Annotated in this window: 19 protein-coding genes, 1 pseudogene and 1 riboswitch; of the genes and pseudogenes, 10 read left to right on the top strand and 10 right to left on the bottom strand. The window is 72.2% G+C overall.

The window, feature by feature from the left end; genetic code table 11:
• Window positions 1-18 precede the first annotated feature (18 nt).
• Window positions 19-648: an MBL fold metallo-hydrolase gene (locus tag ADK64_RS18545; protein ID WP_053660320.1), complete on the bottom strand. Its 630-nt coding sequence runs from the start codon at window positions 646-648 to the stop codon at window positions 19-21.
• Window positions 648-1736, bottom strand: a complete 1089-nt coding sequence (locus tag ADK64_RS18540) for an S-(hydroxymethyl)mycothiol dehydrogenase (RefSeq protein ID WP_053660319.1) — start codon at window positions 1734-1736, stop codon at window positions 648-650. The genes ADK64_RS18545 and ADK64_RS18540 overlap by 1 nt, the downstream gene beginning before the upstream one ends.
• A gap of 222 nt (window positions 1737-1958) precedes the next feature.
• Between ADK64_RS18540 and ADK64_RS18535 the strand changes: the two genes are divergently transcribed.
• A complete protein-coding gene (locus tag ADK64_RS18535) occupies window positions 1959-2738 on the top strand; it encodes an acyltransferase domain-containing protein (protein WP_078992709.1) in 780 nt (259 codons plus the stop codon).
• Window positions 2739-2926: 188 nt separating this feature from the next.
• Here ADK64_RS18535 and ADK64_RS18530 read toward each other — a convergent pair whose 3' ends face one another.
• Complete coding sequence (locus ADK64_RS18530; RefSeq protein ID WP_053660315.1) at window positions 2927-3220, bottom strand: hypothetical protein; 294 nt, start codon at window positions 3218-3220, stop codon at window positions 2927-2929.
• 171 nt (window positions 3221-3391) lie between these two features.
• On the opposite strand from ADK64_RS18530, the gene ADK64_RS18525 reads away from it, so the two are divergent.
• Both ADK64_RS18525 and ADK64_RS18520 read left to right on the top strand, forming a co-directional pair.
• On the top strand, window positions 3392-3757 hold the full coding sequence (locus tag ADK64_RS18525) for a nuclear transport factor 2 family protein (protein WP_053660313.1): 366 nt from the start codon (window positions 3392-3394) through the stop codon (window positions 3755-3757).
• A 236-nt stretch (window positions 3758-3993) separates the two neighbouring features.
• Window positions 3994-4074: riboswitch (ZMP/ZTP riboswitch) on the top strand.
• A 24-nt stretch (window positions 4075-4098) separates the two neighbouring features.
• The gene (locus ADK64_RS18520; protein ID WP_053660311.1) at window positions 4099-4947 is read left to right on the top strand and encodes a bifunctional 5,10-methylenetetrahydrofolate dehydrogenase/5,10-methenyltetrahydrofolate cyclohydrolase; all 849 of its coding nucleotides are present in this window, start codon (window positions 4099-4101) and stop codon (window positions 4945-4947) included.
• Between the two features lie 32 nt (window positions 4948-4979).
• On the opposite strand, the gene ADK64_RS18515 is transcribed toward ADK64_RS18520, so the two are convergent.
• Window positions 4980-5969, bottom strand: a complete 990-nt coding sequence (locus ADK64_RS18515; protein WP_053660309.1) for a CU044_5270 family protein — start codon at window positions 5967-5969, stop codon at window positions 4980-4982.
• A 395-nt stretch (window positions 5970-6364) separates the two neighbouring features.
• A pseudogene (locus ADK64_RS43120) lies at window positions 6365-6640 on the bottom strand (sigma factor-like helix-turn-helix DNA-binding protein); the annotation flags it as partial.
• A gap of 180 nt (window positions 6641-6820) precedes the next feature.
• Between ADK64_RS43120 and ADK64_RS18510 the strand changes: the two are divergent.
• The gene (locus ADK64_RS18510) at window positions 6821-8050 is read left to right on the top strand and encodes a glycosyltransferase (RefSeq protein WP_053660368.1); all 1230 of its coding nucleotides are present in this window, start codon (window positions 6821-6823) and stop codon (window positions 8048-8050) included.
• Window positions 8051-8372: 322 nt separating this feature from the next.
• Here ADK64_RS18510 and ADK64_RS18505 read toward each other — a convergent pair whose 3' ends face one another.
• Window positions 8373-9134 carry an SDR family NAD(P)-dependent oxidoreductase gene (locus tag ADK64_RS18505; protein ID WP_053660367.1) on the bottom strand — a complete coding sequence of 254 codons (762 nt, stop codon included), beginning with the start codon at window positions 9132-9134 and terminating at the stop codon, window positions 8373-8375.
• Between the two features lie 294 nt (window positions 9135-9428).
• On the opposite strand from ADK64_RS18505, the gene ADK64_RS18500 reads away from it, so the two are divergent.
• A complete protein-coding gene (locus ADK64_RS18500; protein WP_053660307.1) occupies window positions 9429-10004 on the top strand; it encodes a TetR/AcrR family transcriptional regulator in 576 nt (191 codons plus the stop codon).
• A gap of 367 nt (window positions 10005-10371) precedes the next feature.
• A complete protein-coding gene (locus ADK64_RS18495; protein WP_234384626.1) occupies window positions 10372-11427 on the top strand; it encodes an IS630 family transposase in 1056 nt (351 codons plus the stop codon).
• 147 nt (window positions 11428-11574) lie between these two features.
• Here ADK64_RS18495 and ADK64_RS18490 read toward each other — a convergent pair whose 3' ends face one another.
• The gene (locus tag ADK64_RS18490) at window positions 11575-12600 is read right to left on the bottom strand and encodes an alcohol dehydrogenase catalytic domain-containing protein (protein WP_053660305.1); all 1026 of its coding nucleotides are present in this window, start codon (window positions 12598-12600) and stop codon (window positions 11575-11577) included.
• 185 nt (window positions 12601-12785) lie between these two features.
• Entirely contained in the window at window positions 12786-13448 is a 663-nt protein-coding gene (locus ADK64_RS18485; protein ID WP_053660303.1) for a TetR/AcrR family transcriptional regulator, read from the bottom strand.
• A gap of 140 nt (window positions 13449-13588) precedes the next feature.
• Here ADK64_RS18485 and ADK64_RS18480 point away from each other — a divergent pair, with 140 nt between their 5' ends.
• On the top strand, window positions 13589-14842 hold the full coding sequence (locus ADK64_RS18480) for a YncE family protein (RefSeq protein WP_053660301.1): 1254 nt from the start codon (window positions 13589-13591) through the stop codon (window positions 14840-14842).
• A gap of 64 nt (window positions 14843-14906) precedes the next feature.
• Here ADK64_RS18480 and ADK64_RS18475 read toward each other — a convergent pair whose 3' ends face one another.
• On the bottom strand, window positions 14907-16772 hold the full coding sequence (locus ADK64_RS18475; RefSeq protein ID WP_053660363.1) for a cellulase family glycosylhydrolase: 1866 nt from the start codon (window positions 16770-16772) through the stop codon (window positions 14907-14909).
• A 70-nt stretch (window positions 16773-16842) separates the two neighbouring features.
• The gene (locus tag ADK64_RS45065) at window positions 16843-17271 is read right to left on the bottom strand and encodes a hypothetical protein (RefSeq protein ID WP_107093015.1); all 429 of its coding nucleotides are present in this window, start codon (window positions 17269-17271) and stop codon (window positions 16843-16845) included.
• Between the two features lie 131 nt (window positions 17272-17402).
• Between ADK64_RS45065 and ADK64_RS18465 the strand changes: the two genes are divergently transcribed.
• Genes ADK64_RS18465 through ADK64_RS18455 form a run of 3 tightly spaced genes read left to right on the top strand, consistent with a single transcriptional unit; the run spans window position 17403 to window position 21153 of the window.
• Window positions 17403-17921 carry a (2Fe-2S)-binding protein gene (locus tag ADK64_RS18465; protein WP_053660298.1) on the top strand — a complete coding sequence of 173 codons (519 nt, stop codon included), beginning with the start codon at window positions 17403-17405 and terminating at the stop codon, window positions 17919-17921.
• The gene (locus tag ADK64_RS18460; protein WP_053660295.1) at window positions 17918-20281 is read left to right on the top strand and encodes a xanthine dehydrogenase family protein molybdopterin-binding subunit; all 2364 of its coding nucleotides are present in this window, start codon (window positions 17918-17920) and stop codon (window positions 20279-20281) included. Before ADK64_RS18465 ends, ADK64_RS18460 begins: the two co-directional genes overlap by 4 nt.
• Window positions 20278-21153 carry an FAD binding domain-containing protein gene (locus tag ADK64_RS18455; RefSeq protein ID WP_053660294.1) on the top strand — a complete coding sequence of 292 codons (876 nt, stop codon included), beginning with the start codon at window positions 20278-20280 and terminating at the stop codon, window positions 21151-21153. Before ADK64_RS18460 ends, ADK64_RS18455 begins: the two co-directional genes overlap by 4 nt.
• Window positions 21154-21155 lie beyond the last annotated feature (2 nt).

The raw sequence follows: 21155 nt of genomic DNA, 5'->3' as shown, positions 1-21155 counted from the left end.
CGTACGGGTGTACGGGGCTCAGTGCCCGCGTTTGATCCACTCCTCCAGGTGGGGTGCCTCGGCGCCGATGGTCGTGGACTCGCCGTGTCCGGTGAGGACCTTGGTCTGCGGGGGCAGGGTGAGGAGCTTGTCCCGGATGGAGTCGATGATCGTCGGGAAGTGGGAGTACGAGCGTCCGGTGGCGCCGGGGCCGCCCTGGAACAGGGTGTCGCCGGTGAAGAGGACGCCGAGCCCGGGGTCGTGGAGGCAGACGGCGCCGGGGGCGTGCCCGGGGGTGTGCAGGACGGTCAGGTCGGCCCCGGCCGCCTCGATGACCTGGCCGTCGAGGAGGTGCCGGTCGGGGTCGCGGTCCGGGTGGGTCTGCTTCCACAGCGGCAGGTCGTCGGGGTGCAGCCAGATGACGGCCCCGGTGAGGTCGGCGAGGGCGGGGGCCGCGTCGATGTGGTCGTTGTGGGCGTGGGTGCACACGATCGCGGTGAGGCGACGGTCGCCGACGGCGCGGGCGATGGCCTCGGCGTCGTGGGCGGCGTCGATGACGATCACCTCGTGGTCGTCGCCGACCAGCCAGACGTTGTTGTCGACGTCCCAGGTTCCGCCGTCGAGGGTGAACTGCCCGGAGGTGACGAGGCGTTCGATGCGGACGGTCATCACAGCACCACCACCGAGCGCAGCACGTCGCCGTGGTGCATCCGCTCGAACGCCTTCTCCACCTCGTCCAGTCCGATGGTCTCGGTGACGAACGCGTCGAGCGGCAGCCGGCCTTGCAGGTGCAGGTCGATCAGCATGGGGAAGTCACGGGAGGGCAGGCAGTCGCCGTACCAGGAGGACTTCAGGGCGCCGCCGCGGCCGAAGACGTCCAGCAGGGGCAGTTCGAGCTTCATCTCGGGGGTGGGGACGCCGACGAGGACGACGGTGCCGGCGAGGTCGCGGGCGTAGAAGGCCTGCTGGTACGTCTCCGGGCGGCCGACGGCCTCGATGACGACGTCGGCACCGAATCCGCCGGTCAGCTCGCGGATCGCCTCGACGGGGTCGGTCTCCTTGGAGTTGACGGTGTGGGTGGCGCCCAGGGTACGGGCCGTGGCGAGCTTGCGGTCGTCGATGTCCACGGCGATGATCTTCGCCGCACCGGCGAGGTTCGCCCCGGCGACGGCCGCGTCCCCGACACCGCCGCAGCCGATGACGGCGACGGAGTCGCCCCGGCCGACGCCACCGGTGTTGATGGCCGCGCCGATCCCGGCCATGACCCCGCAGCCCAGCAGACCGGCGACCGCCGGGGAGACTGCCGGGTCGACCTTGGTGCACTGGCCGGCGGCGACGAGCGTCTTCTCGGCGAACGCGCCGATCCCGAGGGCCGGGGAGAGTTCCTGCCCGGTGGCCGCGAGGGTCATCTTCTGCCGGGCGTTGTGGGTGTTGAAGCAGTACCAGGGCTTGCCGCGCAGACAGGCGCGGCAGCTGCCGCAGACGGCCCGCCAGTTGAGGACGACGAAGTCACCGGGTGAAAGACCGGTGACGCCCTCACCGACCGACTCCACCACGCCGGCGGCCTCGTGGCCGAGGAGGAAGGGGAAGTCGTCCGAGATGCCGCCCTGCTTGTAGTGCAGGTCGGTATGACAGACCCCGCAGGCCTGGACGCGTACCACGGCCTCGCCGGGCCCGGGGTCCGGCACCACGATCGTCTCGACCCGTACGGGCTCGTCCTTCCCCGGTGCGATCACGCCGCGTACTTCCTGCGCCATGGCCTGGTCCCTTCATCGGTTGCCTTCCCTGCCGACCCTACGCGCGACCGATCGGTAGCGGGACGGACCACGGCGATGACCGTGGATCTTTCCGGCGGGCCGCACTGCGCGAACTGCACCGGTATCTGACCGGAAATGGTCATTCCATGATGGTAATTTTTTTGCAGGGTGTGGGAGTCTGCCTGGTGTGGGCACCCCGCCCGGCCGTGCCTCAATGGGGGCATGCCCCTTGACGGCCGCACTGGACGTACCGCATTCCTGTTCTCGGCCGGTGCCTCGCCACGGCCCGGAACCGGTCGTGAACTCCGGGCGGAGTTCCCGGTGTTCGCCGAGACGCTGGACGACATCTGCGCGCGCCTCGACCCGTACCTCGAACTTCCGCTGGCCTGCGTGATGTTCGCGGCCGACGGCACGCGTACGGCGGCGCTGCTGGACCGGGTGTCGTACGCCGGTCCGGCGCTCTTCGCGCTGCAGGTGGCGCAGTACCGGCTGCTGGACAGCTGGGGCGTCCTGCCGGACGTGGTCTACGGACAGGCGGCCGGGCGGATGGCCGCCGCGTACGCCGCGGGCGTCTTCTGCCTGGCGGACGCGTGTCACGCGGTCGGTACCCTGGCCCGGCTGCTGGGCGCGCTGCCCGACCCGGCACCGGGGTGCCCCGGCACGGACGGCATCCTCGGCGCCTACGGCCGCACACTCGCCACCCTGCACCCTCGTGCCCCGCGCCTCCCGCTCGTCTGCGACTTCGCCGCCCGCCCGGTGGGTGCCGAGACGGCCGAGCCGGGGTTCTGGGTACGGCGCACCCCGCTGCGCTTCGCGGACACGGCCGGTGTGCTGCACCGCGACGGGGTCCGCACCTGGCTGGAACTGGGCGCGGGCGACGTGCTCGTCCACCTGCTCCCCCACTGCCTGCCGGCCGCCGCGGTCTCGGCGTTCGCGCTGTCCCGGGACTGGCCGGTGCTGCGGACGGGGCCGGACAAGGATTGCGGGGCAGGGCAGAGGTGAGGGTCGTACGGGGAGGCCCGTGCGGGGTGGTTCGTACGGGGTGGTTCGTACGGGATGGGACGTACGGTGGTGCGGGCCGCACCGACGTGACGGCCGCGCCGCCGTGAGGGCTGACGGCCGCGAGGGCCGCTCCCTCGGGGAACGGCCCTCGTCGTGCCCCGGCCGGGGGTGCCGTCCCGGCCGGGGGGTCAGGCCTCGACGGCCGGCAGCAGGCCCGTCGCGGGGGCCGCGAGGCCGGTGACCTGGTGCAGTTCGTTCAGTTGATCGATCCGGTTCAGCGCGCGGATCCGCTTCGAAACGCGCGGGACCCGCGCCCTGTGCGCGGCGGGGATGTCGCTGACGGCGAGCGCGTCGAGCGTGGTGACGGGGTCGGTCTCCCCGTGTTCGCTGCGCTCGCGCCGGCCGCGGTCACCAGCGGGGCGGCAGCCCGTGACCCCGGCGGGGAGGCCGAGGGCGGCGACGATACGTCGTGTGGGGATCACGCCCCGGCAACGGCCCCGGGCCCCGGCCGGACTCGGGCGGCGGACCGCGCTCACCCGTGACGCGGCCCCGCCGACTGCGCTTGCCGTGGCCGCCGGGCCGGAGGAGTCTCGAAGAGTGGGGGCCGCGCGGTCCGCTCCTCGCCGGGCCGCGGGCGCCTGAAGGAGGTCACCATGGGCACCGCGACAGGTTCCGCCTTCGACACCGAGACACTGCGCCGGGGCGTAGAAGGGAACACCGGCAACACCCTGCTCGCGCTCTACGCCGACGACGCTCGGATCCGGATCGTCGACCACAACAACCAGCCCAGCCATCCCACCGTCCTGCACGGCCGGGGCCAGATCGCCGAGTTGCTGGACGACATCTACAGCCGCGACATGACGCACAAGCTGGACCAGTGCGTCCTCCAGGGCGACCACGTCGCCTTCACCGAGACCTGTCAGTACGGGGACGGCACCCGGGTCCTCGCCGAGTCGATGGTCACGTTGCGCGACGGCAAGATCGCCGACCAGCTGATCATCCAGGCCTGGGACGAGTAGGTGCACCCCGGCGTGGCAGGCGGCGGAAGGAGAAGGGCGAGGGTCCAGGTCACCTCCAGGCTGACCTGGACCTTCTCTGCCCGCGCGAGCCTGGGAGGGATACGGCTGCGGTCGGTGCGTGCGCTGCTGAGGGCCGCGCGCCCGCACCCCGTGCCGCGCACCCGGCACTGCCGGCACCGCTGAGCCGCACCCGGCCACCGCCGGGGACGGGGTCGTACGCGCGCTCGGCTACGCTGTACGCGGGCCGTGACTGGCGCTGAGGTGGAGTACCACCGGGGAGCGGTCCGTGGTGGATGCCGCGCGCCTGGGCGAGAGAGTCGATCCGCTCAGGAGTGTGCAGCATGACCCAGGCCCGTCTCATGGACGGCACCGCCCTCGCCCGCCGTACCGTCGAGCAGAGCGCGCACAAGGCCGCCGAACTCACCGCGCGGACCGGTGTGACGCCGTGTCTCGCGACCGTGCTGGTCGGCGAGGACCCGGCGTCCGTGACCTACGTCCGTATGAAGCAGAACCGCTGCCGCAAGGCGGGTGTCGCCTCCCGCCACGTGGCGCTGCCCGCGACCACGAGCACCGCCGAACTCGTGGGCACCCTAAGGGAGTTGTCCGCCGACCCGGCCGTGCACGGCATCCTGCTCCAGCACCCGGTCGGTGACCATGTCGACGAGCGGGCGGCGTTCGAGGCGATCGCGCCCGAGAAGGACGTCGACGGGGTCACCTTCGCCTCCTTCGCGACGATGAGCTTCGGCCTGCCGGGCTTCGTCTCCTGCACACCCGGCGGGATCATGCGGCTGCTGGACGAGTACGGCGTCGACCCGGCCGGCAAGCGCGCCGTGGTCGTCGGCCGCAGCGCGATCCTCGGCAAGCCCGTGGGCATGCTGCTCCTGTCCCGGGACGCCACCGTGACCTACTGCCACTCGCGCACCCGGGACCTGTCGGCGGCCGTCCGTGAGGCCGACATCGTCGTCGCCGCCGTCGGCCGGCCCCGGCTGATCCGCGGGCAGGACGTCAAGCCCGGCGCGGTCGTGATCGACGCGGGCTACAACCCGGGCAACGTCGGCGACGTCGACTTCGGCTCGGCCGTGGAACGGGCCTCGCTGATCACGCCGGTGCCGGGCGGTGTCGGGCCCATGACGATCGCCACGCTGCTGGAGCAGACCGTCGAGGCCGCCGCCCGGCAGCTCGCCGCATAGGGATCAGCGGTACCCGAAAGGGTCCACGCGTGTCAGCGCATCCAGGCGCTGTACTCCATCACGTCCCCGGCCCTCACCCCGAACCGGGGAACGTCCCGGGTGAAGATGGCCTCGCTACCGAGGACGGCACCGGTACGTGGATCGAGGATCAGCATGCGCCGGGCGCCCGGGGCGTCGTACACGTACGCCTGCCCGGGGCGCCCGAGCCGGTCCGTCACCTGCCCGACGGGGCGCAGACCCCGCTCCTGCGCGAGGAGACGCACGAGTGCGGCCGACTCGCGGGATCCGAGTGTCCAGTGGTTCAGCAACTCGTGTACTCCGTCGATGAGTTCGGGCGTGGACAGGGCGTCGCCGCCGGTGTGGGCCGACTCGGTGAGGTAGACGCGCAGGGCGGCCGGGGTGTGCGGGGGGCGTGCGTCGGGCGGGGCGTCGCTCCAGCTCGGCGGGTAGGTGGTCCGGCTCAGCACATGGCCGTCCGCCACCAGGCGCGGCTCGTCGCCCTCGTCGGTGAGGACCGGGCGGCCCGGACAGCGCGGGTCGGTGGCCACGAGGAGTTCGGTGTGGCTGTCGTCCGGGTTCCAGCGCACGACGCGTTCCTCGGGAAGGGTCACGGGCGGCTTGTCCTCGCTCATGCCGAGGCTCCAGGACTGCACATGGGTGCCCTTGCGCAGGCCGGGCGAACCGTCCGCGGCGGCGACGGCGGCCAGTTCGGCCAACTGGTGGAGCGGTACGGCGGCGGAGTGCGCCCGGACGGCGAGCGGACGGGGCGCCGCGACAGCGGGCGGAGCGCTCGTGCCGCCCAGCAGCGCGGTGAGGGTGGTCGCGAGGACGACGGCGGTGGCGGCGAGGCCCCACAGCAGCCGGGCGCGCGGGGCCCGGGTCCGGGCGCGGCGGCCGGCGTCCTCGTACGGCAGCGACTCCAGCCGCCGCTCGGCACAGTGGTCCGTTGGGCCGTCGCCGAAGTACGGGCCGTGGGCCGGGACCGGGTTGGCCCGGCGCAGGAGGTCGAGTTCGTCAGGCATGGCGGGGGTCCTTGCGCAGGGGTACGGCGGCGGGGCCGACGGGATGTGACGGACGCCGGGCGGTGTCGCTCTTCCCGGCGAGTGGCTCTTCGCCGGTAGGGGCCCGGTCGGCGGGGTGCCCCTCGGCACCGGGCAGGTGCCCGGGCGGTGGGGCGGCCGAGGGCGTCGTGGGTGTCGTGGGTGTCGTGGGCGTCGTGCGGTCCGTGGGCGTCGTGCGGTCCACGGACGGCGACGGATCGGCGGGCCCCCGCGGACCTCCCCGCGCACGGCCGTTGCCCGGGGAGCGACGCGCCGTCCGACGCACCCGGGCGGGAAGGGCCTTCGAGGGGTGCCACGCCGTGCGGCGCCGCAGGACGCGCGCGCTGCCCGGGCTGTGTGGCGGACGTCGCCTCCATCGGGCGCAGGCGGTCGATCTCGGCGCGCAGCCGGCGGCGGGCGCGGTGCAGCCGCATCGCCGCCGCACGTCTGCCGCAGCCGAGCGTGACCGCGATCTGCTCGGCGTCGGGTTCCTCCCAGGCCGCGAGGCGCAGTACCTCCTGGTCGGACGGGGAGAGCCGGTGCAGGGCCTCGTGCACCCAGGCGCCCGGTGCCTCCGCGTCCTGGCTGTCCACGACGTGCCGGCCGTGCGCGGCCTCGTCGTTGCCCAGCCGGTCCACGAGTCTGCGCCGGCGAACGCATATCGACCAACCGAACATACCGCGCGCCGACCGTAGAGCCGCCCGAGGACGAAGTCAACGGCTGCGACGGGCGTGAACCAGACGCCCGTGCCGGGAAGTTGAGTCCGTCCGGTGCACGGGTACAGCCCGTTCGGCCTTCGTGCCGCCATACTTTCCGTCGTGCGCATTGCGATCATGACGGCCGGGTCCCGGGGCGACGTGGCCCCCTACACCGGACTGGGGCACCGGCTCGCCCTCGCCGGGCACGAGGTCACCCTGGTCACCCACGCCCGCTTCGAGCCGCTCGTGTCCGGCTCCGGTGTACGGTTCCACGGGCTGCCGGTCGATCCGCGCGCGGAGCTGGAGTCGCCGCGCGGCCAGGGTCTGCACCGCAGCGCCCACAACGCCGGGAAGCTGCTGCGCCTGGCGGACCTGGCGCGCCGGCTGGTCGGGCGGATGACCGAGGACCTGATCATGGCGGCCCGGGACAGCGAGGCCCTGCTCGTATCCGCCTCGCTGGCCCCGCTCGGCCATACGATCGCCGAGGGACTGCGGCTGCCGAGCATGGGCGTCTACCTCCAACCCATCGCCGGTACGAGGGAGTTCGCACCTCCGGTGCTCGGCGGCGGCTTCTGGGGGCCGGCGGTCAACCGGGTCGCCGGGCACGGTGTGTGCCTCGCCACGGAGCACATCTTCACCGGCACGCTGCCCGGGGTGCGCGAGCGGCTCGGACTGCCCCCGGCACGGGCCGGGGCCTCGCTGCGGACCCGGGAGCGGCGGCTCTGGCCGGTGCACCACGGCTTCAGCCCCCTGGTGGTGCCCCGGCCCCGGGACTGGCGGCCGGGCCTGGCGGTGGGCGGCTACTGGTGGCCGTACGACACGGATGGCCAACTCCCCTCCGAGGTACGGGAGTTCCTCGACGCCGGTCCGCCGCCGGTCTTCGTCGGTCTGGGCAGCGCCACCGTGCCGGACGCCGGACAGCTCAGTGCCCAGGTGGTCGCGGCGCTGCGGCGGGCCGGGCTGCGCGGGGTGATCCAGCGCGGCTGGGGCGGACTCGCGGCCGACGGCGAGGACATGCTGACCATCGGCGACGTGCCGCACGCGCTGCTCTTCCCGCGCATGGCCGCCGTGGTGCATCACGCGGGCGCGGGCACGACCGCGGCGGGCCTGCGCGCCGGGGTGCCGGCCGTGCCGGTTCCGATCCAGTTCGACGCGGCGTTCTGGTCCGCCCGCCTGGTCTCGCTGGGAGTCGCCCCGACCGCCGTGCCGCTGCGCCGCCTGACCGTGCACACCCTGACCGCGGCCCTGACACGGGCCACGCGCGAGCCGGCGTACCGGCAGCGGGCACGGTCGCTCGGCACCCGCATCCGCTCGGAGGACGGCACAGCGCCGGTCCTGGCCACACTGGCCCGGCTCGGCGACTGACGCCGCTGGGCCGGAGCGGGCGCGTTCGACGATCGGCGGGCATGGCCGGGGCAGGCTGGGCGGAGGCGGGAGCGGGGGGCTCGGCTGGAGGCGGGCACGTCGGCCCTGGGCGGGTACGGCCTTAGTGGTCGACGGTCGAAGTCCTCCGGGGGTTGACCCGGGAGCCGCTGTCGCGTCTGGCAGTCGGTCAGATCCCGGGCATGGCGAGGCAGAGGCTGCAGGCGTAATCCAGGGCGTCCTCGGGGGTGCCGGCGCATCGCTGCGCTGCGCCAGGCCGGGGGTGGCGGTCCGGCCGGGTGGCCGGACCGCTGGGCGGGGTGGCTCACACCTGTGCCATGCCGCCGTCCGCGAAGAGTTCGACGCCGGTGATGAAGCTGGAGGCGTCGCTGGAGAGGAAGACCGCGGCCGTGCCCATCTCGCGCGGGTCGGCGATCCGCCCGGTCGGGTTGCCCTCTCCCATGGTCTTGACGGCGGCGTCGACGTGGTCGGCTCCCTGGGCCATCGCCAGTGCGCTGCGCAGGGAGTCGGTGTCGACCGCACCGGGGCTGAGGATGTTCATTCGGATGCCCGATCCCTTGGTGTCCTGGATCCAGGCCCGGATGAAGTTGCGTACCGCGGCCTTCGAGCCGCCGTACAGGCTCATCCCGCGCGGCGGCTGGATGGACGCCGTGGAGCCGATGACGACGACGGTGCCGCCGGGCGGCAGCAGCGCGAGCGCGGGCTGAACGGTGAAGAGGACGCCCTTGGCATTGACGTTGAAGGTCCGGTCGAACTGCTCCTCGGTGATGGCGCCGAGCGGGGCGTGCGCGCCGATCCCGGCGTTGGCCACGACCGCGTCGAGTCGCCCGTGACGCTCCTTCACCTGCCGGTAGGCGGCCTCCATGTCCGCGAGCTTGGTGACGTCGGCCACGATCCCCGAGCAGTTCGGCCCGATCGCCGCGACCGCCTCGTCGAGCGCCTCCTGGTGCAGGTCGGTGATGACCACGCGGGCGCCGTTGGCGACGAATTCCTGGGCGATGCCCAGGCCGACCCCGGACGCGCCGCCTGTGACGACGGCGACCTTACCTTCGAGCGAGAGACTCATCTTCTTCTCCTGTGAGTGGGCGGACTCCCACGTGCTGCGTTCGCCGCAGGAATCGTGCAGATTGATGTGAAAGCCCGGCCGTGACTGGGTCGGGGCCAATGGCCCACCCGTTGCTCCCTGGGGGTGGCGGCCGTGGCCGCGCGACGTCGGGAGTATGGGGCGGAGGCACGAATGCGCTCGCGTGCGGCGGATGCGGGCGTGTATGCCCTACAGTGGAAATGGAGGCGCCTCCAGTTCCCTCACTGTAAGTGGAGGCGTCGCCGGTTAGCAAGCCGGGACGACAGGAGACCGCGGATGGCCAGAGAGACAGGGCGCCCGCTGCGGGCCGACGCTCAGCGCAACCGGGACAAGATCCTCTCGGCTGCGGTGCGCGTCTTCGCCGAAGAGGGACTGGAAGCGCACCTGGAGCGCATCGCCAAGGAGGCCGGCGTCGGCTCCGGCACGCTCTACCGCAACTTCCCCACCCGGGAGATCCTCATCGAGGCCGCCTACCGCAACGAGCTGATCCGGCTGTGCGACGCCGCCCCCGACCTGCTGGCCGCGCTGGCCCCGCGCGAGGCCCTACGCGCCTGGACGGGCCGCTTCATCGACTACGCGACCGCCAAGCTCGGCATGGCCGACGCCCTGCGCGCCCTTGTCGAAACCGGCGTCAACCCGTACGCCCAGAGCCACGAGATGATGATGGCCGCCCTGACCTCGCTCCTGGCCGCTGGCGTCGAAGCCGGCACCATCCGCTCCGACATCGGCGCCACCGACATGTTCGCCGCCCTCACCGGCATCGCCCTCACCTCGGGAAAGCCGGAGCAGCGAGAGCAGGCCGAACGCCTCCTCGACCTCACCCTGGACGGCCTGAGCACCGACCGGCGCTGACAGGCGGCGGGACCCAAGATCTCATTGCTTCCGGGAGGGCCCCACTCTCCGACTCGGTCGAACAGGGCGGAGGAGCAGGACCACATCCTCGGACGCCCGTGGCCGATCCCCGGCGAGGTAAGCAGTTTCTGGGCGCGGGGGGCCTTGGTCGACTCCGGCACGTCGGGCATGCGCCCATCCAGCCCGGTCGCCGTGGAGGGGGTCGGCAGACTCCCGCAGTTAAGATCCACTTCTGCTGATCGGCTTGCCTGCCTTGCCCGTTGCCGTCGGCCGCCCGATCGTCTTGACCGCTGCCGAGCGGCACCGGCTGAAGAAAGCGGCCTACGGTCACAAGACCCCAGATCAGGCCCGGTGCAGGGCAACGATCGTGCTGTACGCGGCACGGGGGCGCTCCAACGCTCGTACCGCGCGCGAGACGGGCCTGCACCTGGACACGGTTCGCACCTGGCGCGGCCGGTTCGCCGCCGGCGGGCTTGCCGCCTTGGAAGATCGCAAGCGGTCCGGGCGGCCGCCCTCCTTCACACCGCTGCAGGTCGCCGAGGCCAAGGCGCTGGCCTGCCAGTTGCCCGCCGAGACCGGCGTACCGCTGTCACGCTGGTCCCGCCCGGAATTGGCCGCTGAGTTGACCGCGCGCGGGATCGCCGACACGACCTCGGCGTCCACGGTGCGCCGTTGGCTGCGCGAGGACGCGCTCAAGCCCTGGCAGTACCGGTCCTGGATCTTCATCCGCGACCCGGACTTCCGTACCAAGGCCCAACGAGTCCTGGACCTGTACGCCCGCCCCTACGAGGGTGTCCCGCTGGGCGAGGACGAATACGTGATCTCCGGCGACGAGAAGGCCTCCATCCAGGCCCGCTGCCGCTGCCGTCCGACCCTGGCACCCGGGCAGGCCCGGGCGATGCGCGTCAACCACGAGTACGAGCGCGGCGGCGCGCTGGCCTACCTGGCCGCCTACGACGTCCACCACGCGAAGGTCTTCGGCCGCTGCGAGCCCAAGACCGGCATCGTCCCCTTCATGAACCTGGTCGAGCAGGTCATGGCCCAGGAGCCCTACGCCAGCGCGCAACGCGTCTTCTGGGTCGTCGACAACGGCTCCTCCCATCGCGGCCAGCGGGCTATCGACCGCCTGGCCAGCAGGTTTCCGAACGCGGTGATGATCCGCACCCCCCTCCACGCCTCCTGGACGAACCAGATAGAGATCTTCTTCTCGATCGTCCAGCGCAAGGTGGTCTCACCCAACGACTTCACTGACCTGACCCAGGTCGGGGATCGGCTCCGAGCATTCGAAGACCGCTACGACGCCACAGCACAGCCGTTCCAGTGGAAGTTCACCACCTCCGACCTGGACGACCTGCTGGCCAGGCTCGATCGACACACACCCACCGACCGGCAAGAAGAATCCTCCGTCGCCCTGGCCGCCTGATCAACCCCCGAAGGACTTCCAGCGTCGACCACTTGGGCAGGTACGGCCGGGCAGCGGCGGGAGGCCGACGCGTGCCGCCGGTCCCGCGAACTCCCGATCCGGCGGCGCGCGCACCCGCACCCGCGCGCCGCGAGTCCCGCCCGCGGGTCAGCCGTTGGTCAGCACCATGCGGAAGCGGGCACCGCCGGAGAGCATCCTCTGGAAGGCCCCGTCCACGTCCTCCAGCGGCACGGTCTCGGTCATCGGGCGGATACCGTGCAGGGCGCTGAACTCCATGGTGTCCTGCACCTCCCGCGAGGTGCCGGACGGGTGGCCGCGCACGACACGAGCGCCCATGATCAGCTGGAACGGGCTGATGCCCATCGGCTCGGAGTCCGCGCCGATGACCACCAGTTCGCCGCGCGGCGCGAGGCCGTCCACGGTGGCCGTGATGGCCGGGGAGTTCCCGGCGGTGGCCAGTACGACGTCCGCGCCGCCCAGGGACTGGAGGGACTCGGCGACCGGGGTGCCGGAGGTGCTGTCGACATAGTGGTGGGCGCCCAGCTGCTTGGCGAAGTCGGCCTTCTCCGCGCCCCGGGCGATCGCCACGGTCTCGAAGCCCATCGCCACCGCGTACTGCACCCCGAGGTGCCCGAGACCGCCGAGGCCGAGCACGGCGACCAGGTCCCCCGGCTCGGCGGAGCTGCGTCGCAGCCCGTTGTACGTGGTCACCCCCGCGCAGGCCATGGGCCCGGCGTCGCTCGCCGACAGCGCGTCGGGGATCCGGGCCAGGGCGTCGACGGGCGCGAGCATCTTCTCCGCGAACCCGCCGTCGTAGGCCCACCCGGGGACCTTGAGGGCGGTGCACAGGATGAAGTCGCCCCGCCGGCAGGGCTCGCAGTGGAAGCAGCTGCCGCCGAACCAGCCGACCGCGACGCGGTCCCCTTCCTGCCAGCCCCAGTCCGCCGCGCCCGCGCCGAGTGCCTCGACACGCCCGGCGACCTCGTGCCCGGGAACCTCCGGGAACGTCACGCCCGGCACCGCTGCGTTCACGAACAGGGCGTCGCTGTGGCAGACGCCGCACGCCTCGACGGCGATCCGCACCTGGCCGGTACCTGGCTCCGGAACCTCCCGCTCGGCCAGCTCGAACGGGCCGCCCGCGGCCCTCACCTGCGCCACTCGATAGGTACTCATCACACTCTCTCCTGTGTCCGGCGGTGTGTCTGCCGTTCCGGAGCAGGGGCCGGAGCAGGGGCACGACGCCCCGCACCACCCCTCGAACCGCCCCCGCACCAGCAGACCAGCTCCCGGCCGATCCCGCGCGCCGAACCGCACGGACCAGACCTGACCTGCGATGACGGACTCGGCGAGCGATCCGGTCACGCGGTCGCGGGGGGCCAGCCCTGCGGGCGGAGCATCCCCAGCAGCAGCCGCACCAGCTCGTCCACGATCTCGTCGAGCGTGGCGTCCACCCAGCCGGCGCTCCAGTCGTGCAGGAGCCCGTTGACGCTGCCGATGAAGGCCGTCGCCGCGAGCCGGTAGTCCCGGGGCGCCGCCTCTCCGCGCGCCACGGCCGCGTCCGCCTCGGCGCGGATGAGGTCGACCCAGCGGGCCCGGCGGGCCAGGCGCTGCTCCTCCAGGCGGGGGCTGACGCCGATGATCTCCACGAAGGTGATGCGGGTACGGCGCGGATCGTGGGTGACGTCGTGGGCGTAGGACCGGAAGAGCACGGCGGCACGTTCTGCCAGCGGCAGGCCGTCCGCCGTGGCGAGCGCGTCCAGCACCGCCTGTTCGGCCCAGCCGTTGACCTCCAGGTGCAGTGCGGCGAGGACGTCCTCCAGGGTGCGGAACTCCTCGTAGAACTGGCGCGTGGACAGTCCGGCGGCCTGGCTGAGCGCGGCGACGGTCGTCCCTCGGTAGCCGGATGCGCCGCCGAACAGTTCCAGAGCCGCGTCCAGGAAGCGCCGGCGCCGCTCGGCCTGCCGTTCCTCGGCGGACCTGCCGCCGTAGCGGCCCGTCGGCGCCTTGAGCCTGCCCGTCACGTGTCCCCCTCCGTCCGCCCACCGATCACCCAATCTTGTCGTGCACACATCTTGTCGAGAAGGCGGCTCGACCTTACTTTTCAGTAAGTTCACTGTGAATGCGCCCGTGTTCAGAATTCCCCCGAGGAAGGAGAGCAGCCATGCCTGCCTCCAGAACCAGGCACCTGTGCTCCGTGGCCGCCGCTCTCTCCCTGGCCGCCGCCGGGCCCGCGACCGCCGCCTCCGCCGCCACGCCCGGCTCCGACGGCCTGCGCGAGGTGCTGTTCGTGGGCAACAACTGGGACGGCACCGCCGATGTCATCAAGTCCTCCGGCGACTTCGCGAGGATCGGCCGGATCGATGTCGTCCCCGACAAGCAGCAGCGGCTGGCCGAGATCAACGCCGACCCGATCAAGTGGATCTACTACATGTCCATCCGCAACGAGGTCGGCCAGGGGCACGACCAGTACGCGGACGACATGTACTCCACGCCCGACGGCAGGTCGGTGGTCGTCTCCCGCCCGAGCTTCGCCGACGTCGTCTCCATCGACCTGGCCACGGACAAGGTCAACTGGCGTTTCCCGGTGGCCGGTTACCGCGCCGATCACATGGCGGTCTCCCCCGACGGCACCCGGGTCGCGGTTTCGGCCTCGACCGCGAACAAGGTGCAGGTGCTCGACATCGACACCGGCAAGGAACTGGGGGAGTTCGGCACCGGTGACAAGCCGCACGAGAACTTCTTCACGAACGGCGGCACGTACATCTGGAACATGTCCATCGGCGAGGTCACCACGTCCCTCGACGACCCCGGCTGGGACTGGACCAAGGGCGACCGGCACATCACCGTCGTCGATGCGACCACGTTCAAGCAGGTCAAGACCATCGACATGCGGCAACGGCTGGACGCGATCGGGCTGAAGGACTTCTCCGACGCGGTCCGGCCCGCCGCCTTCACGCCCGACTGGTCCAAGCTCTACTTCCAGGTGTCCTTCTTCAACGGCTTCCTGGAGTACGACGTGGCCACGGACAGGATCACCCGGGTGAAGACGCTGCCGCAGAACCCGGCGACGAATCCGGACCGCACCACCTGGCTGCTGGACTCGCGCCACCACGGCATCTCGATGAACCCCGAGGGCACCAAGCTGTGTGTGGCCGGGACGATGGACAACTACGCGACCGTGGTGGACCGGGCCTCCTTCGACGTCGGTCCGCTCATCACGGCGTCGACGCCGTACTGGGCGACGGTGAGCGGCGACGGCAAGGACTGTGTCATCTCCGAGGCCGGCGCCGACCAGGTCACGGCCATCGACTTCGCCACCGGCCAGAAGGTGCTGTCCGTGCCGGTCGGCGATCATCCGCAGCGCGTCCGGCTCGGCCATGTGCCGGCCGACTGGTCGGGCCCGTCGGGGAGTTGAGCGCCGGCGGCCTCCGGGGGGACCCCACTCTCCCCGGAGGTCGTACGGCTTTCGTCCGGATGTCTCAGAAGTGCGCCGCCGCCCACGCGGCCAGCTCGGACCGGGCCTCGTTCAGCAGGTCCGCCGAGGGTGCCGTGGCGCCGTTGGTCACCAGCGCGTAGTGCAGGGCACCGGAGTCCGTGTCGGTGAGCAGCAGCCGGCGGCTGCCGGTGCCGCCCGGTTCGGGGGCGACGGCGACCGGGGTGGTGGCGGTGTAGGCGGGCGGGGCGTGCACCGTGCCCAGGTCGGAGACGACCGTGGTCGACGCGGTCGGGAAGGACGCCGGCAGATGCAGTTCGGTGGGTGCGGTGCCCGTCCCGGAGCGCCACACCAGCAGCCCGTACTGGCCGGAGCCCACCAGTTGGGCCACGTCCGGCAGCGAACTCGGCACCGGGTTCCAGGTGAGCGTCGTCGAGCCGTCGCGGGAGCGGTCCTCGTAGGTGAAGGCCAGCGTCGTGCCGGCCGTGGCACTCGGATAGAGACGGTCGAGGAGCCGGACGTCCTGACGTGGTGTCACGTTCCCGGATCCGTCGAGGTTCACGGCGGAGAGGTCCTCGTCGTTCCAGGCGTCGCCGGAGGTGAGCACCTTGTCGGGGTTGCCGTTCATCAGCTCGTGGTGCCCGCCGTCGTAGATGTCCCACTGCCACTGGGTGCCGGAGAGCACCGGGCCCGAGGCGGCAGGGTTCGACCACCAGCCCGCGCCCGGCAGCCGGGAGTCGAGGGCCTGGTACATGGCCTTCAGGACGGTCGGTGCCTTGTCGGACACCGTGCCGGACAGCGGGTGCCCGAACTCGCTCACCACGGCCGCGGTACCGGCGGACGCGGCGCGGTCGCGGACGGCGGCGAAGTCGGAGGCGTACTGGCCGTCGGCCGCCTTGCCCCACATCAGGATCCCGGAGATGGCCTTCTGGTCGTAGAAGTGGGTGTTGAAGACGTAGCGGGGGCCGAGGGTGCCCGCGTCCTGCAGGCCGCCCTCCTGCTTCTGGGTGGAGATGTTGGAGTTCCAGAAGAGGTTGGGCTCCACGAAGGCGGGCTTGTCCTGCCAGCCGGCCGCGTCCATCCTGGCCCGGAACTTCACGTAGAACGGCCACAGCAGGTCCCGTTCCCAGGTGCGGGAGGTCTGTCCGGAGTCATAGCTGCCGGCGTACGGCTCGTTGTACGGATCGAAACCGGCGATGCCGGCGAACTCCGTGTCATTCAGGTGCTGCTGGAGATAGGCCATGGTCGCCTGGGCGGTGGCGAGGAAGGCGTCCTGGACGCCGTGGCCGTTGTGCCAGAAGTCGTACTGCGCCTGCTGCACGGCCGCGTTCTGGGTGATGTTCTGGCCCCAGAAGAGGCAGATGCCGCAGGACTCCTTCGGGTAATGGCCCGCGTCCACCGCCCACTCGGGGGCACCGTCGCCGGTGTACCAGCTGCCCGAGTCGAAGAGGTAGCGGGAGTAGAGGTCCTGGTGGAAGTCGGGGAAGACGCGGATGCCGGCGTCGAGGAAGGCGCGTATCTGCTCGGTGACGGCGGCCAGATAGGCGGTGTCCACCTGGCCGCGTACCGGTTCGGCGTGCGCCCAGGAGAGCAGGAAGCGGACCGCGTCGCCGCCGCCGAGGGCGCGCAGCGCGGCCGCGGACTTGCGGGCGTCGGCGACCGAGGCGAACGGCAGGCCGCTGTTCTCCTCCAGCTTGGTCTCGCCGGAGACGTTGTAGCCGCGCAGGACGATCTCGCGGCCCTGGCTGTCGGCGAAGCGGCCGTCCCGCACGGCGAGCGGGGAGCCGTCGAACCAAAGGGAGTCGGAGGGAAGAGCCGAGGTGGCGGCGGTGGCGGGCGGGGTGCCCGCCACCGTCAGGAATCCGCAGAGGACGACCAGGACAACCAGCAGACGCACCCGAATATTCGGCATGTCCACCACAGTCCGGGCCAGGCCCGGACAGCGTCAATACCACCTGACCCACAAGTAAGTTGACTATCAGTCAGCTCGTCAGGTCCGGCGCGCAGTGGCCGAAGGCCGTCTCCAGCCCGCCCTCGCCCCGGGGGAGCCCGGTCAGCCGCCGCTCCGGCTCGCACGCCCGGGCGGCCGGGACCGTGCCGTGCGGTGCGGCGGCCGGCCCGGGCGCGCCGGTCGCCTCCGGTACGCCGCCCGGCTGGGCGAGCACCGGCAGCGGCGCACCCAGCGTGTCCGCCGGGGCTTCGAGCCGGAAGCGGCGCATCGGCCCGCGCACGGCGGTGCCCGCGCGACGCGGCGCCCCGGTCACCGTGACGCCGTCGAGCGGGAACGACACGACGGCGGACTTGATCGTGATGCCGCGCCGGCGTTCCAACGCGAGGGTGTCGGTCCGGGTGTTTCCGTCGCCGACGCTGCCGATCCCGTCGATGACCGACAGTAATGGATTAATGCTCAACAAAAGCCTCTTCGCAGGGCTCGCCGCGAGCAGGGCATGGTCGTAATGTCGTCTACGGCACCATTGGCACGTAACGTCCGCACCCTCACCTCTGGTCGCCCCTGCCCCTCTCCCGCGCTGTTGGAGGGCCCATGACCCGTATCTCGGTGACCGTGGACGGCACGACGTACGAGGACGACGTGGAACCCCGTCTCCTCCTGGCCCACTATCTGCGCGACCGGCTCGGCCTGACCGGCACCCCGATCGGCTGCGACACCTCCCACTGCGGCGCCTGCACGGTCGACCTGGACGGGGCGAGCGCGAAGAGCTGCTCGGTGCTCGCCGTCCAGGCGGACGGGTGCGAGGTGACCACGATCCAGGGGCTGGCGCACGACGGCGCGTGGACGGCGCTCCAGCAGGCGTTCCACGACCAGCACGCCCTTCAGTGCGGCTACTGCACCCCGGGCATGATCATGGCGGCGCGTGATCTGCTCCGCGAGAACCCGCACCCCTGCCCGGACGAGATCCGCCAGGCCCTGGAGGGCAACCTCTGCCGCTGCACCGGTTACCAGAACATCGTCCGCGCGGTGCTCGAAGCGTCCGGGCAGCAAGCTCATGGAGCTCACGGGGCCGGCGCGGCCCAAGAGGCCGGTGAGGAGGTCACGGCATGACCGACCAGGCCGTCGCACACGAGGTCGGCCGCCCGAGGCCGCGCAAGGAGGACGCGCGGCTGATCACCGGCCAGACCAACTGGACCGACAACATCCAGATGGCCGGACTGCTGCACCTGGCCGTCCTGCGCAGCCCGATGGCCCACGCCCGCCTCACCCGGGTCGACGTCTCCCCCGCCCGCGAACGCCCCGGTGTCGTCGCGGCGTTCAGCGGCGCCGACCTCGCCGAGGGACTGGGCTCGTTGCCCTGCGCGTGGCCGGTGACCGAGGACATCGTGCTGCCCGACCATCCGCCGATCGCCGTCGACGAGGTCCGCCACGCCGGCGACCCGGTCGCGGTCGTGGCGGCCCGCGACCGCTACGCCGCGGCCGACGCCCTGGAGGCGATCGAGGTCGACTACGAGCCACTGCCCCCGGTCCTGGACCTGGAGGCCGCGCTGGCACCGCACGCCCCGCTCGTCCACGCCGACAAGGGCACCAACCGCTGCTACACCTGGCCGCTGGCCACCGGCGAGAGCTTCGAGGCGGTACGCGCCCGCGCCGACGTCGTACTCAAGCGCCGCTACCACCAGCAGCGGCTGATCCCCAACGCGATGGAGCCGCGTGCGGTCGTGGTCACCCCGCTCGCCGCCTCCGGCGAGTACACGGTGTACTCGGCGACCCAGATCCCGCACATCCTGCGCACCATGCTCGCGGTGGTGACCGGGATCCCCGAACAGAAGCTGCGCGTGATCGCCCCGGACGTGGGCGGCGGCTTCGGCTCCAAACTCCAGGTGTACGGCGAGGAGGCCCTCGCGCTGGCGGTCGCCCGCAAGCTCGGCCGGCCGGTGAAGTGGACCGAGTCCCGCTCCGAGGGCTATCTGGCCACCCACCACGGCCGCGGCATGATCCAGGACATCGAGGTCGCCGCCACGAACGAGGGCAGGCTGCTCGGCCTCAAGGTGGACCTGACCGCCGACATGGGCGCGTACCTGATGCTCGTCACCCCGGGCATCCCGATCCTCGGCGCCTTCATGTACCCGGGGATCTACAAGATGGACGCCTACGAGTTCACCTGCACCGGCGTCTTCACCACCCGGACCCCCACCGACGCCTACCGCGGTGCCGGGCGCCCGGAGGCGACGTTCGCCATCGAGCGGGCCATGGACGAGCTGGCGGCCGAACTCGGCCTGGATCCGGTCGAGTTGAGGCGCCGCAACTGGATCCGGCACGAGGAGTTCCCGTACACCACCATCGCCGGTCTGACCTACGACAGCGGCAACTACGAGGCGGCCACCGCCAAGGCGCTCGACCTGTTCGGGTACGAGGCCCTGCGCGCCGAGCAGCGCGAACGCGCCGGGCGCGGCGACCCCGTACGGCTCGGCATCGGCGTGTCGACGTACACCGAGATGTGCGGCCTGGCGCCGAGCCGGGTGCTGCGCGATCTGCGGTACGCGGCCGGCGGCTGGGAGGCCGCGAGCATCCGTATGCTGCCCACCGGAAAGGTCGAGGTGGTCACCGGCACCAGCCCGCACGGGCAGGGCCACGAGACCTGCTGGAGCCAGATCGCGGCCGACGTGCTCGGCGTGCCCTTCGAGGACGTGGAGGTGGTCCACGGCGACACCAGATCGTCCCCGCAGGGCATGGACACCTACGGCTCGCGGTCGCTGGCCGTCGGCGGCGAGGCCGTGCACCGCGCCGCCACGACGGTCGTGGAGAAGGCGCGCAAGGTCGCCGCCCATCTGCTGGAGGCGAGCGAACAGGACCTGGAGTTCACCGACGGGGTGTTCTCCGTGAAGGGCTCGCCCGAGGCGCGCAGGACGATCCAGGAGATCGCCTTCGAGACGTTCACCAACCACGACCTGCCCGACGGCGTCGAGCCGTCCATCAACGCCGAGCACGTCGTGGACCCGGAGAACTTCTCCTACCCGCACGGCACCCACCTGTGCGCGGTCGAGGTCGACACCGAGACCGGGCGGACCCGGATCCGGTCCTACGTCTGCGTGGACGACGTCGGCCGGGTCGTCAACCCGATGATCGTGGAGGGGCAGGTGCACGGCGGTCTGGCGCAGGGCATCGCGCAGGCGCTGTACGAGGAGGCCGTCTACGACGACGACGGCAACCTCGTCTCCGGCACCATGGCCGACTATCTCGTGCCGTCGGCGGCCGACCTGCCGGACTTCGTGACCGACCGGACCGAGACGCCGGCCTCCTCGAACGCCTTGGGCGTCAAGGGTGTGGGCGAGGCCGGGACGATCGCCTCGACACCCGCCGTGGTCAACGCCGTCGTGGACGCGCTGCGCCCGCTCGGCGTGCACGACGTCCGGATGCCCTGCACGCCCGAGCGCGTGTGGCGCGCGGTGAAGGAGGCGTCGGCATGATTCCCGCGGCGTTCGAGTACGCCCGTCCGCACAGCGTCGAGGAGGCGGTGCGCACGCTCGCCGACGCGGGCGAGGAGGCGAAGGTGCTGGCCGGCGGGCAGAGCCTGCTGCCGCTGCTCAGGCTCCGGCTGGCCGTCCCGGAACTGGTGGTGGACGTCGGGCGGATCCCGGAGCTGCGCGGGGTCTGCGAGGACGGTGACACGCTCGTCATCGGCGCCCTGACCACCCATCACGACGTGATCCGCGATCCGCTGGTGCGCCGGCACGCCGGTCTGCTGGCCGGGGCGACGGCCACGGTCGCCGACCCCGCCGTACGGCATCGGGGCACCCTCGGCGGGTCGCTGGCGCACGCCGATCCGGCCGCAGACCTGCCCGCGGTGGTACTGGCCCTGGACGCCGAACTGGTCGTGGCCGGTCCGGACGGCCGGCGCACGATCCCGGCCCGGGAGTTCTTCGTGGACTACCTCCAGTCGGCGCTCGCACCCGACGAGCTCCTCGTGGAGGTGCGGGTGCCGAAGACCGACGGCTGGGGCTTCCACTACGAGAAGTTCCACCGGGTCGCCCAGGCGTGGGCGATCGTCGGCGTGGCGGCGCTGGTACGGCGTGCCGACGGGCAGGACGGGCACGGCGGCGGGCGCATCGCCGAGGCCCGGATCGGGTTGGCCAACATGGGCTCGACCCCGCTGCGGGCCACCCGGGCCGAGGAGGAGCTGACCGGCGCCGACGGGCCCGAGGCCGTGGCCCGGGCCGCCGAGCGGGCGGCCGAGGGCACCCGGCCCGCGCAGGACGTGTCCGCCTCGCCCGAGTACCGGGCCCATCTGGCACGGGTGCTGACCCGGCGGGCGGTGCTGGCCGCGACCGGAACGGGGTGAGC

Source organism: Streptomyces sp. MMG1121 (assembly GCF_001280015.1).
GTDB lineage: Bacteria > Actinomycetota > Actinomycetes > Streptomycetales > Streptomycetaceae > Streptomyces.
The sequence above is the reverse complement of the archived record's forward strand: the minus strand, read 5'-3'. Positions and strand labels throughout refer to the sequence as shown.